The organism is Longispora albida DSM 44784 (assembly GCF_000379825.1).
GTDB lineage: Bacteria > Actinomycetota > Actinomycetes > Mycobacteriales > Micromonosporaceae > Longispora > Longispora albida.
On record NZ_KB903825.1, the window covers coordinates 240134 to 254104 of the forward strand.

The 13971-nt window shown below is 71.2% G+C and carries 13 protein-coding genes; 7 read left to right on the forward strand and 6 right to left on the reverse strand.

Annotated features, from left to right (window positions below):
- Positions 1–2 precede the first annotated feature (2 nt).
- Positions 3–3335 carry a bifunctional lysylphosphatidylglycerol synthetase/lysine--tRNA ligase LysX gene (gene lysX, locus A3G1_RS0114840; RefSeq protein ID WP_018350269.1) on the reverse strand — a complete coding sequence of 1111 codons (3333 nt, stop codon included), beginning with the start codon at positions 3333–3335 and terminating at the stop codon, positions 3–5.
- Positions 3336–3401: 66 nt separating this feature from the next.
- Here lysX and A3G1_RS34950 point away from each other — a divergent pair, with 66 nt between their 5' ends.
- The gene (locus A3G1_RS34950; RefSeq protein ID WP_051110537.1) at positions 3402–4019 is read left to right on the forward strand and encodes a DUF2786 domain-containing protein; all 618 of its coding nucleotides are present in this window, start codon (positions 3402–3404) and stop codon (positions 4017–4019) included.
- A 9-nt stretch (positions 4020–4028) separates the two neighbouring features.
- Here A3G1_RS34950 and A3G1_RS0114850 read toward each other — a convergent pair whose 3' ends face one another.
- The 4 genes from A3G1_RS0114850 to A3G1_RS0114865 all read right to left on the reverse strand — a co-directional run bounded on the left by A3G1_RS0114850 (position 4029) and on the right by A3G1_RS0114865 (position 8543).
- Positions 4029–5777: a leucine-rich repeat domain-containing protein gene (locus tag A3G1_RS0114850; protein WP_018350271.1), complete on the reverse strand. Its 1749-nt coding sequence runs from the start codon at positions 5775–5777 to the stop codon at positions 4029–4031.
- A 71-nt stretch (positions 5778–5848) separates the two neighbouring features.
- Positions 5849–6973: a CapA family protein gene (locus A3G1_RS0114855; RefSeq protein WP_245563503.1), complete on the reverse strand. Its 1125-nt coding sequence runs from the start codon at positions 6971–6973 to the stop codon at positions 5849–5851.
- Positions 6970–7488, reverse strand: a complete 519-nt coding sequence (locus A3G1_RS0114860; protein WP_040478407.1) for a GNAT family N-acetyltransferase — start codon at positions 7486–7488, stop codon at positions 6970–6972. Before A3G1_RS0114860 ends, A3G1_RS0114855 begins: the two co-directional genes overlap by 4 nt.
- Positions 7489–7784: 296 nt before the next feature.
- Entirely contained in the window at positions 7785–8543 is a 759-nt protein-coding gene (locus A3G1_RS0114865; RefSeq protein ID WP_018350274.1) for a sulfite exporter TauE/SafE family protein, read from the reverse strand.
- A 120-nt stretch (positions 8544–8663) separates the two neighbouring features.
- On the opposite strand from A3G1_RS0114865, the gene A3G1_RS0114870 reads away from it, so the two are divergent.
- The 6 genes from A3G1_RS0114870 (at position 8664) to A3G1_RS0114900 (ending at position 13287) form a co-directional block, all read left to right on the forward strand.
- Positions 8664–9662: an ABC transporter ATP-binding protein gene (locus tag A3G1_RS0114870; RefSeq protein WP_018350275.1), complete on the forward strand. Its 999-nt coding sequence runs from the start codon at positions 8664–8666 to the stop codon at positions 9660–9662.
- Positions 9659–10288 (forward strand): ABC transporter permease, encoded by a 630-nt coding sequence (locus A3G1_RS0114875; RefSeq protein ID WP_018350276.1) that lies wholly within the window; start codon positions 9659–9661, stop codon positions 10286–10288. Before A3G1_RS0114870 ends, A3G1_RS0114875 begins: the two co-directional genes overlap by 4 nt.
- Complete coding sequence (locus tag A3G1_RS34955) at positions 10285–10962, forward strand: ABC transporter permease (RefSeq protein ID WP_018350277.1); 678 nt, start codon at positions 10285–10287, stop codon at positions 10960–10962. The genes A3G1_RS0114875 and A3G1_RS34955 overlap by 4 nt, the downstream gene beginning before the upstream one ends.
- A 26-nt stretch (positions 10963–10988) precedes the next feature.
- Entirely contained in the window at positions 10989–11897 is a 909-nt protein-coding gene (locus A3G1_RS0114885; protein WP_018350278.1) for an ABC transporter substrate-binding protein, read from the forward strand.
- Between the two features lie 284 nt (positions 11898–12181).
- Positions 12182–12808, forward strand: coding sequence for a GTP cyclohydrolase II (locus tag A3G1_RS0114895; protein WP_018350280.1), 627 nt, complete (start codon positions 12182–12184; stop codon positions 12806–12808).
- Entirely contained in the window at positions 12808–13287 is a 480-nt protein-coding gene (locus A3G1_RS0114900; RefSeq protein WP_018350281.1) for a MarR family winged helix-turn-helix transcriptional regulator, read from the forward strand. Before A3G1_RS0114895 ends, A3G1_RS0114900 begins: the two co-directional genes overlap by 1 nt.
- Here A3G1_RS0114900 and A3G1_RS0114905 read toward each other — a convergent pair.
- The gene (locus tag A3G1_RS0114905; protein ID WP_018350282.1) at positions 13284–13940 is read right to left on the reverse strand and encodes a hypothetical protein; all 657 of its coding nucleotides are present in this window, start codon (positions 13938–13940) and stop codon (positions 13284–13286) included. The genes A3G1_RS0114900 and A3G1_RS0114905 overlap by 4 nt on opposite strands.
- Between the last annotated feature and the right edge of the window lie 31 nt (positions 13941–13971).

Below are 13971 nucleotides of genomic sequence, written 5' to 3' on the forward strand. Positions count from 1 at the left end.
GTTCACCGTGGCTTGACCAGCGGGAACGGCAGCGTCTCGCGGATCGTGCCGCCCGTGATCAGCATGACGATCCGGTCCACGCCGATCCCGAGCCCGCCGGTCGGGGGCATCGCGTACTCCAGCGCGGTCAGGAAGTCCTCGTCCAGTTCCATCGCCTCGGGGTCGCCGCCGGCCGCGAGGAGCGACTGCTCGGTCAGGCGGCGGCGCTGCTCGACCGGGTCGATCAGCTCCGAGTACGCGGTCCCCAGCTCCGTCCCGTACGCGACGAGGTCCCAGCGTTCCGCGAGGCGCGGGTCGTCGCGGTGCTGGCGGGTCAGGGGCGACACGTCCGTCGGGAAGTCCTTGTAGAACGTGGGCTGCTGGGTGTCGTGTTCGACGAGCCGCTCGTACATCTCCAGGATCAGTGCCCCGTGCCCCCACTTCGGGTCGAAGGGGATCTCCTTCGCCTCACACAGCCGCTGTAGTTCGGCCACTGTGGACGATGGGCTCACCTCCTCCCCCAGCGCGGCCGAGATGGCGTCGTTGACCGCGATCACGGGCCAGTCCCCGGACAGGTCGGCGCCGTTCGCCGTCACCAGCGTGCCCCGGGCCGCGAAGCACGCGTCCTGGATCAGCCGCCGGGTCAGGTCGAGCATCGTCATGTAGTCCGCGTAGGCCTGGTACGCCTCCAGCATCGTGAACTCGGGATTGTGCTTGAACGACACACCCTCGTTCCGGAAGGTCCGGCCCAGCTCGAACACGCGCTCCACGCCACCCACCGCGAGCCGCTTCAAGTACAGCTCAGGGGCGATCCGCAGATAGAGCCGCATGTCGTACGCGTTGATGTGCGTCGTGAACGGCCGGGCGTTCGCCCCGCCGTGGATGGCCTGGAGCATCGGCGTCTCGACCTCGATGAACCCGTTGTCGTCCAGCGTGTTCCGGAGCGAGCGGATCACGGCGCTGCGGGCCTTCAGGGTGGCCCGCGCCTCCGGGTTGATGATCAGGTCGACGTACCGCTGCCGTACCCGCGCCTCCGGGTCGGTCAGCCCGGCGTGCTTGTCCGGCAACGGCCGCAGGCACTTCGCGGTCAGCGTCCACTCGTCGGCGAAGACGGACAGCTCGCCGCGCCGCGACTTGCCGGCCTCGCCGGCCACGCCGACCCAGTCCCCGAGGTCCACATCGGACCGCCAGCGCCCCAGTACGTCGCCCCGGAGCATGATCTGGATGTCGCCGGACCAGTCCCGCAGCGTGGCGAAGGTGAGCTTGCCGTGGTCGCGGAGCAGCACGACGCGGCCGGCCAGTGCGACGCGCCGGCCGGTCATCGCCCCTGGTTCGAGGTCGCCGTACTCGGCGGTCAGCTCGGCGCACGTGTTCGTGACCGGGTACGTCACCGGGTAGGCCTCGGTGCCCGCCGCGCGGATCGCGTCCAGTTTGGCCAGCCGGACGCGCATCTGCTCGGGCAGCTTGACCTCGGCGACGGGGGCCGCGACCGGCAGGTACGCCGGAATCAGCTCGTGCAGGCCCTCGGGGCTGCCGGTGTGCAGGGTCGCGGAGTGCTTGCCGGCGATCGGGAGGAACCCTTCGGCGATGGCCGCCCCGATCCCGATCTTCGCCAGCTCGCGCCGCTCGCCGAAGCACAGGTACCGGGGAATCCACTCGGGGTGGTACTTGGCGTTGGACCGGTACAGCGATTCGAGCTGCCACCACCGGGAGAAGAAGAGCAGCAGCCGGCGCCAGGCGCGCAGGATCGGGCCGGCTCCGATCCGGGCGCCCTCCTCGAAGACGGCCCGGAAGACGGCGAAGTTGAGCGAGACGCGCTCGACGCGCAGCCCGCCGCACGCGGCCATCAGCTGGGCGACCATGAACTCCATCAGCCCGTTGTCAGCCTCGCGGTCGCGGCGCATCAGGTCGAGTGACAGGCCCTTGCTGCCCCACGGCGAGAAGGACAGCAACGCGACCGGCTGCCCGGACGGCCCCATCGCCTCGACGAGCACACAGCGCCCGTCGGCGGGGTCGCCCAGCCTGCCCAGCGCCATCGAGAACCCGCGCTCGGCGTCGGTGTCCCGCCAGGCGACGGCCAGCCGGGCAGCCTCGGTCAGCTCGGCCTCCGGGATGTCGGCGTGGCGGCGGATGCGCGCGGTGTAGCCGGCGCGCTCGATCCGGTTCGCGGCCTGCCGGACGGGGCGCATCTCGCGGCCGTCGAGCGTGAACTCGCGCGGGTACAGGATCGCTTCGTCGCCGAGCTGTATGACCTTGAGGCCGGCCCGGGCGTATGCCGTCGCGCCAGTCTCGGATGCGCCCATCACGGCCGGTACCCAGCCGAAGCGGCGGGAGTGGTCGAGCCAGGCCACGATGGCCGCGTCCCAGGCCTCGGGGTCACCGATCGGGTCGGCGCTGGCCAGGGACACGCCGAACTCGACGCGGTACGTGACGACAGCCCGGCCGTTCGGCGCGAAGATCGCGGACTTGTCGCGGCGGGTCGCGAAGTAGCCGAGCGAGTCGTCCTCCCCGTACCCGGCCAGCAGCCCCCGGATCCGCGCCTCGTCAGCGACCGGCAGCACTGCCCGCGCCCGCTGCGAGCGGAACAGCACCCACACGGCCGCCAGCAGCGCGATCGCCCCGAACAGGCCCAGCACGAGGCTGACCCAGCCTGGCGCCTTGCCGTCCCGGCGGAAGTCGAACAGCAGCCCGCCGAGCAGTACCCGCCCGATCGTGTACGTGAGCCGGGCTCCCGCACCCTGGAGGCTGCCCGGGAACGCCGACACCAGCCCGAAGCCGAGCGTCATGAACAGCACCTGGAGCCCGGCGAAGACCCCGAGCGCCTTGGCGAAGCTCGCCTTGCGGGCCCGCGCGTAGAACTCCCGCCGCGACAGCAGCAGGACGACCAGCATGACCAGGGTCAGCACGATGTTGACGGCGACAGCTGCCATCTCCCAGCGCTCGATGCCGCCCTCGGCGTCGATCTCGGCTTTGAGTTCCTCGTTGCCCAGGTAGAGGCCGATGAACAGGCCGAACAGCAGGTCGGCGAGCAGCTGGAGGCTCAGCAGGATGACCAGGCCCCACCAGGCGATCCGCTTCCGGCGGGCGATGGCCGCCGCCAGGACACCCATCAGGACGGCGTACCCGAGGTTGGCGGGGGCCGGCAGGAAGAAGTAGTCGATCGAGCTGCGGACCGGCTGGATGCCCCGGCGCATCGCCGCGCTGATCGCGGCCAGCGCGCAGATCACGGCCACGACGGTGAAGATCGCGGCGAAGACCTTCGGCACCCGGTTCCGCCAGTTGCGTGGCGGCGGCTCCCAGTGCGGTACCGGCTCTGGCGGCGCGGGGGCCACCCCGATCGACACGTCACCCGACATACCGCCCAACCCTAGCCAGCTGGGCACCGTCCCGCCCCTGGTTTGGCCAACGGCTACGCTCGGCTGGTGACCGAGCAGCGCATGATCGACAAGGTACGCGCCCTGCTCCGCAAGGCCGAGTCGACCACGTTCGAGGCCGAGGCGGAGGCGCTGACCGCCAAGGCGCAGGAGCTGATGGCCCGCCTGGGCATCGAGAGCGTCGAGGCCGAGGAGATCATCGGCCCGGTCAGCCGCCGCGTCGACCTGCCTGCCCCGCACGCGCAGGCCAAGGCGCTGCTGCTCGACCGGGTGGCCCAGGCCAACCGGTGCCGGATGGTCTGGTCGGAGGGCTACGGGACGCTCTTCGGCTATCCGTCCGACGTGGAGGGTTGCGAGCTGCTGTACCAGTCGCTGATCATCCAGGGCACGAAGGCGATGATGCGGGCGGCACGGTCCCGCAGGCAGTACGGGCGGGCGGACACGCCGGCCTTCCGCGACTCGTTCCTCATCGCCTACGCCGAGCGGATCGGCGAGCGGCTGTCCGCAGTGGTGGCGGGGCTCGACCTGCCGGTCCGCTGGATGGGCGCGGTGGAGAAGGCCGTGCAGGACAGCTACCCCGACCTGACGACCACCCAGGTGCAGATCCCCAGCCGTGAGGGCTGGACGTCCGGCACCCAGGCGGCCGACCGGGCCGACGTCGGGTAGCCCGCTCCCCTAGGAGTCGAAGTCGATCTGGGCGGCCGGGTGCGCAGCCGCGATCCGGTCCCGCACCTCCCCCGGGAACTGGTTGTACCTGAGGTCGATCACCACCAGCCCGCCCAGCGTGCCGAACTCGGGCGGCAGGTCCGTGAGCCTGTTGAAGGACAGGTCGAGTGCCCGCAGGCCCCGGAAGTTCCCGAGCCCCGCGAGGTCGGCGGGCGTGAGCTGGAGCCGGTCGCGCTTGCCGTCCCGGTGCCACCGGTCGATCCGCAGCTCCTCCAGCCCGGGCAGCTCCATGCCCAGCAGCTCCGTCAGGCACTGGTACCCCCGCACGGGCGCGTGGCCGGAATGCCCGCTGAAGCCGAGGACCCGCAGGGCCGGCAGGCTCCCGAGGTCCGGAAGGGGCTCGTTCACCATGCCGAGGCTGCCGTCGAGGTTGAGTCCCTCCAGGCGGGTCAGGCGGAGCAGGCTGGCGGGGATGGTGCCGAAGGTGTTGTGGCTCAGGTCGAGCCGGCGGAGGTTCGGGAAGGCGGTGACCGCCTCGGGGAAGGTACCCCCGGTGCCGCTGGCGCTCATGGAGACTTCCTCCACGCTGGTCATGCCGTGCGCGGACTCCGGGAACACGACGTTGGTACCGTCGGCGGCCAGCCTGCGCAGCGCGGCCAGGCTGCCGAAGCTGTCCGGCAGGACGAACCGTGTCCGCTCGGGCAGGTGCCCTCCTGGCCTGCCCGGCGCGCCGGTGCGGCCGGACAGCCCGGAGATGTCGAGTTCCTCCAGGGCGGCGAGCTTGCCGACGGACGCCGGCAGCGCCAGCGCGCCCTCGTCACCCGGGTAGTTGCGGGCGACGCGCAGCACCCGCAGGCGGGACAGGTCGCTGATCGACTCGGGCAGGGCCTTGAGCCCGCAGCCGCACGCCGACAGGACCTCCAGCTCGGTGAGGGAACCCAGCGCCTCGGGCAGCTCGCCGATCAGGTTGCCGTCCAGGATCAGGGTGCGCAGCCACGGCATCTGGAGCACCGCCGCCGGGAACTCCTGGAGCTTGCGCCCGGTCAGGTCCAGGTGCTCGGCCCTGTCAGCGAGGGCCTGGGCGAGGAGGTCGCGCACGGCCTGGCCCGCCGTCCGGGCTCCGGGCAGCAGCACCGGCAGCCCGGCCCGCAGCCGCTCCAGGAACTCGTCGACCAGCAGCTCGCCGTCCTCCGCGCCGACGACCTCCGGCACGAACACGTCCGCGATGTCGTCCCGGTCGAAGTCGGCGTGGCCGGCGTCGCCGAAGATGTCCACCCAGACCGCGCCGGGGGCTGACACGTCCATCGCGTGGTCGGACTCGATGACCCACGGCGTGCTGACGACCCCGGTCCGCAGGCTGCCGTGGTTGTACTCGCCGTACACCAGGTAGGTGAAGGAACCGTCGTGGATGTAGACCTCGGCGTCGCCGGCCTCCAGGGTCTCTGCCTCGGTGCGGCCAGCGACGAAGAGCCCCGGCAGGTCCTCGTAAAGCGCGATCCGGCCGCTGACGGTCAGGTTGCCGGCGACCACGATCAGCTCGGCGTCACCCTCTTCTTCGTCGTCGTCCTCGTCGTCAGACTCCTGGTCCGCGACGCGCAGCGTGCTGATGGCGTCCAGGAAGTCGCCGTGGAGTGTGAGGTCGCCGTCGAAGAAGAGCACTTCCTCGTACGAGGCCTCCAGCTCGGCGGACAGCGCCCCGCCCAGCCGGGCGTCGGCTTCGTCGAAGGAGAGGATCTCGGGGGCAGTGGGTTCCGGCATGCGCGCATCATAGATACGCCCTCCGACAGAAACGCGCACGGTCCAGTGTGGAGCGCTTGGCCCAGAACTCCTTATGCCGTACGGATTTCCACCGGCGCGCCGAGGCTGGTGAGGACGCGGGCGATCCGGGCGTGCGCCCGCCGGTACTGCGCCGGGGCCGCCGGGCCGGCGATGGCCTCCCCCAGGTTCACGACGCGGGCAGCCGGGTAGTACTCCATGAACGTGGGGATCGCCTCGGCACGGGTGACCGCCCACCCCGTACCGGTCCGGCTGAACGTGAACCGGGCGGCCAGCGCGTCCTGGGTCTGCTCCGGCGAGCCGTCGGGGAACCGGGCCGTCAGGTTGCTCAGCCCGTACGCGACCCACTTGCCGCCGATCCGCGCCATCGGCTGCACGACGTGCACGTGGTGCCCGATGATCAGGTCAACGTCCGGCGAGGCGAGCAGCGTCGCGGCCAGGCCGGTCTGCCCGGGGTCGGCCTCGCTCTGGTACTCCGTCCCCCAGTGCATGCTGACCAGCACGACCTCGGCCCCGGCTGCCTTCGCCCGCCGCGCGTCGGCCAGTATCCGGCCGGGATCGATCGGGTTCGCAGCCCACGGCCTGCCCTCCGGCAGCGGGATCCCGTTGAAGCTGAACGTGTAGGACAGGTGCGCGACCGGCACGCCCTGCGCGCTCGTCATCGGGATCCGCTGCGCCTCCTCGGCCGTCCGGGCCGTACCCGCGTGCGAGATGCCCTGCCGGTCGAGCGCCGCGAGCGTCCGGTCGATGCCGTCCGCTCCGGTGTCGAGCGAGTGGTTCGAGGCTGTCGAGCACGCGTCGAACCCGGCCTCGGCGGCACCAGCGGCCAGCCCGGGCGGCGCGGAGAAGATCGGGTACCCGGTGAACGGGCCCTCCGGCTTCGCCAGCGGCTGCTCCAGGTGGCATACCGCGAGGTCGGCGGCGCGGATGACCGGGGCGATGCCGGCCAGTACCTGCCCGAAGTCGTGGCCAGCCCGGCCGGCCGCCCGCGCGTCGGCTGCCGCCTGCGCTGTCAGCCCCTCGTGCACGAGCAGGTCACCGGCCGCCACGACGGTGAAGCTCTTCACGGCCGGCGGGCTCGTCACCGCCACGGGTACCGGAGCCGCGAACCGGCCGGCTGGTACCCCGCACGCCGTCACAGCGAAGAGGACAACACCGCAAAGCCGAGCAAGCTTCACATAGTGACTGTAGGGCCGCCGTGCCGGAAGTAGAGCAGGTATGGCGGAACCTCATCGGTCGGCCCGCCGCTCCGGACCCAGCCGTGCCGCTCGTACCACCGGGCCGCCCGCGTGTTCTCCTCCGCCACCATCAGGAACTGCTTCCCGTACCCGAGGCCTTCGAGGAGAGCCACCCCGGCGGCGAGCAGGTCAGTACCGACGCCGGCGCCCTGGTGCGCGGGGTCGACGTGCAGGGCGTAGAGGTCACCGACCTCCGGGTCCCTGCCGGGTCCGACGTAGACGAAGCCTGCGACGGTGCCGGCGAGTTCCCCGACCAGCATGGTGTGGGTGCCGGCCTCCTTCTCCCAGCGTTCCGTCCAGGCCACCGTCCGAAGCTCCGGCGTCATCACGGCGAGCTTGTCAGCGGGGAAGATCTCCGCGTACGCCTCGCTGCGGGCGCGCGCGTCGATGGCCCCGATGGCGGGAAGATCCGCTGGGGTGGCTTTCCGGACACGGCAGTACAACGGGATAGGCATCGGGGCAGCCTAAGAGGTCCTAACTCAATGACTGGCGGCGCTCTGGCGGCTCCAGAAGACGACCGGACTGCGCAGAATTCGAGGGCGGATACAACACCGGTATCCGCCCTCGAATTCTGCTTGCCGCTCGCCTCCTGGACCTCGCCATAGCACCACCGCCATTAAGTTAGGACCTCTAAGCCGGGGAAGCGCGTGCCGCTGCCCCGTCGCCGGGGACCTCAGCTGGCAGCCAGGGGGCCCGGCGGCCGGGGCGCTGGTGGGATCGGGGGCGGTGGCAGCAGGTACACAATGAGGGTTTAGACGAAGATCAGCTTCAGGACGAGCGCACCCACGACGACCATCAGCACGATCCGGACGAAGCCGGCGCCGCGCCGGATCGCCGTCCTGGCACCGAGCCGCGCGCCGATGACGTTGCAGGCGGCCATGCCCAGGCCGAGCTTCCAGTCGACGTGGCCCTGCGGGACGAAGACCAGCAGCGCGCCGAGGTTGGTGCCCGCGTTGATCACCTTGGCCATCGCGGAACCCTGGAGGAAGTCCGTGCCGAGGATCGTGGTGAAGGCGATGATCAGGAAGGTGCCGGTGCCCGGCCCGACCAGGCCGTCGTAGGTGGCGATCGCCAGGCCCGCGACGGCGATCGCGAGGATCCGGCGGGTCGGCGTGTCCCGCTCCGGCCGGACGACCAGGCCGACGTTCGGCTTGAAGGTCACGAAGACCGCGACGGCGATCAGCGCGGCGAGGATGATCGGCCGCAGCGCGCCGGAGGACATCGCGCCCGCCAGGGCGGCTCCGGCCGCCGAGCCGGCGACAGCCAGCGCCGCCGCGGGCCAGACCACCCGTTTGTCCACCTTGGTGGATCGCAGATAGGTGACTGCCGCCGTCACCGTCCCCGCGATGGAAGACATCTTGTTGGTACCGAGGGCGGTGGCCACCGGCATGCCCGGCGCAGCGAGCAGCAGCGCGGGGAGCTGGAGCAGGCCACCACCGCCGACGACCGCGTCGACCCAGCCCGCCGCCCCCGCCGCGATGAGCAAGATCACGACTGGCCAGAAGTCCATAACAGCCGCGATCCTGCCCCTATCCACGGCGCTGAAACCAGCTCATGTCGTGCGGATCACCTTGCGGGAATCCGAAAGCCGATAGCATGTGGGTCTCATTGACGCGCCGAGGGGCGGACTGTGATCAGGTTCGAGAATGTGACGAAGCGCTTCCCGGACGGCACACTCGCACTCGACGGGCTGAACCTCGACATTCCGGACGGCAAGATCACGGTGCTCGTCGGGGCCTCCGGCTGCGGCAAGACCACCACCCTCCGCATGATCAACCGGATGATCGAGCCGACCGGCGGCCGCGTGCTCATCGACGGCCTGGACGTCCGCGAGTCCGACCCGCCACGGCTCCGCCGGGGCATCGGGTACGTGATCCAGCAGGCGGGCCTCTTCCCGCACCGTACCGTCGCCGCGAACGTCGCCACCGTCCCCCGCCTGCTCGGCTGGGCCCGGCCGAAGGCGAAGCAGCGCGCCCTGGAGCTGCTGGAGCTGGTCGGCCTCCCCGCCTCGTACGCCACGCGGTATCCGCACCAGCTCTCCGGCGGCCAGCAGCAGCGCGTCGGCGTGGCCCGCGCCCTGGCGGCCGACCCGCCGATCCTGCTCATGGACGAGCCGTTCAGCGCCGTCGACCCGATCGTGCGCGCGTCCCTCCAGGACGAGCTGCTCCGGCTCCAGTCCGAGCTGCGCAAGACGATCGTGTTCGTGACCCACGACGTCGACGAGGCGATCCGGCTCGGTGACCTGGTCGGGGTGTTCCGCCCGGGTGGCGGCCTGGTGCAGTTCGACACTCCCGCGCGGCTCCTGGCCCAGCCCGCCGACGACTATGTGGACGGATTCCTCGGCAACGACCGTGGCCTCCGCAGGCTCGCCACCCTCCCGGCCACCGCCCTGACACCGTCCGCTGTGGACCGTGCGGCCGGCTGGGAGCTGTCCTGGCCGGAGGGCTGGATCGGGCCGGACGGCCAGAAGGTGCCGATCGGCCGCACCTTCGACCCGGCAGCCGACTCGATGCGCTCCGCGCTGGACTGCGCGGTCCTCTCCCCCGCCGGGCTGGCCGTCGCCGCCAGGGACGGCACGCTGCTCGGCACGGTCAGCCAGGCCGAGATCCTGGCGGCGGTCCACGCATGAACTGGCAGTGGGTCCGCGACCACATCCCCGACTTCGCCGACAAGCTCGGCCTCCACACGTACCTGTCGGTCATGCCGGTCCTCTACGGCCTGCTCATCGCCATCCCGCTCGGCGTGGCGTGCGCGCGCTGGCCGAGGCTGTACCCGCCGGTCACCGGCCTGACCAGCACCCTGTACGCGCTGCCGTCCGTCGCGCTGTTCATGCTCCTGCTCGACGTCACCGGGCTGAGCAACGCGACCGTGATCATCCCGCTGACCGTGTACAGCCTGGCCGTCCTCGTGCCGAACGTGGTCGACGGCCTGCGCTCCGTCCCCGAGCCGGTCCGCCAGTCGGCTGCCGCGATGGGCTTCGGCCCGGTCCGGCGGCTGGTCCAGGTCGAGCTGCCGGTGGCGGTGCCGGTGGTCATGGCCGGGCTGCGGATCGCGACAGTGTCGAACATCAGCGTGGTGTCCGTCGGGGCCCTGGTCGGCATCGGCGGCCTCGGCCAGCTGTTCACCGACGGCCTCCAGCGGGACTTCATGACCCCGATCGTGTGCGGCATCGTGCTGACCGTGCTGCTGGCGATCGCCTTCGACGGGCTGCTCGTGCTGGGCCTGCGGTTCCTGACCCCCTGGGCGCGGCCATGAGGATCATCGAGCTCTTCTGGGCGTGGATCACCAGCCCGGCGCAGTGGTCCGGCGCGGACGGCATCCCGGCCCGGCTCGGCGAGCACCTGTTCTACACGGGCCTCGCGCTGCTGATCGCGCTGGCCATCGCCCTGCCGCTCGGCCTGCTCGCCGGGCACACCGGCAAGGGCACGTTCCTCATCGTCAACTCGGCGAACGCCGTCCGTGCCCTGCCGACCCTCGGCGTCCTCGGCCTGGTCGTCGTGCTGCGCGGCATCGGGCTCCTGCCGGTCATGGTGGCACTGGTCGCACTCGCCATCCCGGCGATCCTGGTCAACACGTACGCCGGCGTGCGGGCCGCCGACCCCGCCGTGGTGGACGCGGCCCGGGGCATGGGCATGCGCTCCTCCGAGGTGCTGCGCCTCGTCGAACTGCCGCTGGCATGGCCGCTGATCCTGCTGGGTATCCGTACAGCGGTGATCCAGATCATCGCGACGGCGACCGTGGCAGCCTACGTCGGGCTCGGCGGGCTCGGCCGGTACATCTTCGACGGGCTGGCCCGCCGCGACTACGAGGCCGTGGTCGGCGGCTCGGTGCTCGTCGTCGCGCTGGCGCTGCTCACCGAGGCCGCGTACGCCCTGCTGCGCAGGCGGAACCCGGCATCCCCCTCGAAAGCCCCAACACGCACCAGCTGATAACTGAAACCTCCTGAAGGAGAGAAATGAACCGCATCACCCGTGCCGCGGCCCTGACCGTGGCGGCGGCACTCGCCCTTGCCGGCTGCGGTAAGGCGGACAACCCGGTGGACGGCGGCAAGGCCGCGTCCTCGGGCACCGTCGTGGTCGGCTCGGCGAACTTCCCGGAGAACGTCCTGCTCGCCGAGATCTACGCCCAGGCCCTGACGGCCAAGAAGATCAAGGTCGAGAAGAAGCTGAACATCGGCAGCCGCGAGGTGATCTACAAGCAGCTCGAGTCGGGCGGCCTGTCGGTGCTGCCCGAGTACAACGGCGCCCTGCTCGCCTACCTCGACAAGTCCAACCCGGCCGCGACCACCTCCGAGGTGAACACGGCGCTGAAGGGCAAGCTGCCCGCCAGCCTCGAGCTGCTGGAGTCCTCCAAGGCCGAGGACAAGGACTCGCTGACCGTCACCAAGGAGACGGCGGCCAAGTACAACCTGAAGGCCATCCCCGACCTGGCCCCGGTCGCCAAGGACTTCGTGGTGGGCGGCCCGCCGGAGTTCAAGACCCGCCGGCAGGGCATCGCCGGGCTCAAGGAGGTGTACGGGCTGGAGTTCAAGGAGTTCCGCTCGCTGGACACCGCAGGCCCGATCACCGTGTCCGCGCTGAAGAAGGGTGACGTGCAGGCCGCCAACCTGTTCAGCACCGACCCGGCGCTGGAGGTCAACGGTTTCGTCGTCCTCGACGACCCGAAGAGCCTGTTCGGCGCGCAGAACGTGACCCCGCTGGTCAACAAGGCCGCCGTGGGCACCGACGCCCGGACCGTGCTCAATGGCGTGTCGGCCAAGCTCGACACGGCGACGCTGACCCAGCTCATGCGCAAGGTCTCCGTCGACAAGCAGGACCCGGACAAGGTCGCCAAGGAATGGCTCCAGACCGCGGGCCTGCTGTAGCCGGTCCGCCACGAGGGGCCTGCCGGACGGCAGGCCCCTCGCCCGTGTCACAGGATGTCCCTTGTGGAGTCCCGGGCCGCCTTCGCCGCCATCATGATCTTCGGTACCGATATGCGGCGGCCCCCGGTCCGATCGATGATCATTTACCCGTCCCGTACACCAGATCATCGACCCTGATCAGCGGTTATTCCCGGTGAGCCGAGGGTCACAAAGACCTTGAGCGCTCAAGCAACCGGTCGTACCGTCGAGGCGAAGCTTGAGCTTCTGCGCAGCTGGAGGGTGACATGACGGAGCCGGCGGGCATTCGTACCCGGGTGCAGGTCCCCCTGCGCTTCGGTGATGGTTACACCACGACCGCCGAGGTGGTGACCTTCACCGGCCTCGCGGACGGCAAGGAGCACCTCGCCCTCGGCCTCGGCGACTTCCGGGGCACCGAGATCCCGCTCGTCCGCGCCCACTCGGAGTGCATGACCGGAGACGTGTTCGGCTCCGCCCGCTGCGACTGCGGCCCCCAGCTCCGTGAGGCCGTCGAGCGGATCGCCGACCGGGGCGGCTGGCTGCTCTACCTGCGCCAGGAGGGCCGGGGCATCGGCCTCTACGCCAAGCTCGACGCCTACGCGCTCCAGGACACCGGCCTCGACACCTACGCGGCGAACCGCGCGCTCGGCCACGGCGACGACGAGCGCGACTACACGGCGGCCGCCCAGATGCTCCAGGCCCTCGACGCCCCGTCGATCGACCTGCTGACCAACAACCCCGACAAGGCGGCCCAGCTCCGCGCGCTCGGCATCCACGTCCGGGAGGTCGCGCCGACCGGCGTGCACGTCAACGAGGCCAACCTGCGGTACCTGCACGCGAAGGTCGAGGCCACCGGCCACACGATCGACCTCAGCCCAGCCGCCGCGGCGTGATGGACCCCCGCTGGCTGACCAGCCGGGAGATGGGGACCTGGCTGGCGTACCTGGCCGCGGCACGCAAGCTGGAGGAGGCGCTGGACCGCCAGCTCCAGCGCGACTCCGGCATGTCCCACGCGTACTACACGATCCTCGCCACGCTGTCCGCCACTCCCGGCTGGGCGCTGCGGATGAGCGAGCTGGCGAAGGCCACCAACTCCTCCCAGAGCCGCCTGTCGCACGCCGTGGCCCGGCTGGAGGAGGCCGGCTGGGTCAGCCGGAGCGGCTGCCCCAGCGACAAGCGGGGCAGCATCGCCAGCCTGACCGACGCCGGCCACCAGGTCCTCGCCGAGGCGGCCCCCGGCCACGTCGAGGCCGTCCGCAGCCACCTCTTCGACGCCCTCACCGCAGAACAGGCCGAGCAGCTCGGCGAGATCTGCGAGGCGATCCTCGCCCACAGCTCCGGCCAGGTGCCGGTGGCGGCTGGTTCCCGCTAGGAGCGTTCCTTCTGGGGGCGGAGTGCTCCGGCGACGTCGAGGGTCAGGTGGACCCGCTCGGCGATGTCTGCGGGCGCGCCAGCAGGTACGAGAGCGCGGAGTTCGGTGACCGGGTCGGCTTCCGGGTCACCGCCCAGCATCTCCACCATCCCGGCGGCGTCGTCGGTGTCGCCGCGCGCCACGTACTTGGCCGCGATCGGAATCATGGCCAACGCGAACGTGTCCGCGTCGGGGCGCTCGGTGCCCGTACCCCGGGTGTAGGTGTCGAGCGACTGGACGAGGTCGAGCTCGCCGGGCTCGCCGGTGCCCGTGAGGAGCAGCGCGTCGGCCGGGGCCGGAAGGTCGGCCGGCCACGGGTACCAGTCGATCCAGTGCAGGAGCGGGCCGGTCAGGTGTGCCTCGCCCACGTAGCCGTAGCCGTCGAGCCCGTTGGCCGGGTTGATCACGCGCAGCGCGGCTCCGGTGGCCGGCGGCTGCGCTCCGGTGAGGACAAGGTCCAGGTCACTCCACTCGTCGGCGGCGCCACGGGAGAACGAACCGGCCTGCCAGAGCGTGTGCCCCTCGGCGGCAGCCCAGCTGACCAGGCGGGCGAGCAGCGCGTCGCGGGCGGCGGCGTGCTCGGTGAGCAGGCGGGCGGCGGTGACTGGGTCCATGCGCGTGAACGTAGCCGGGTACCTCCGGCCC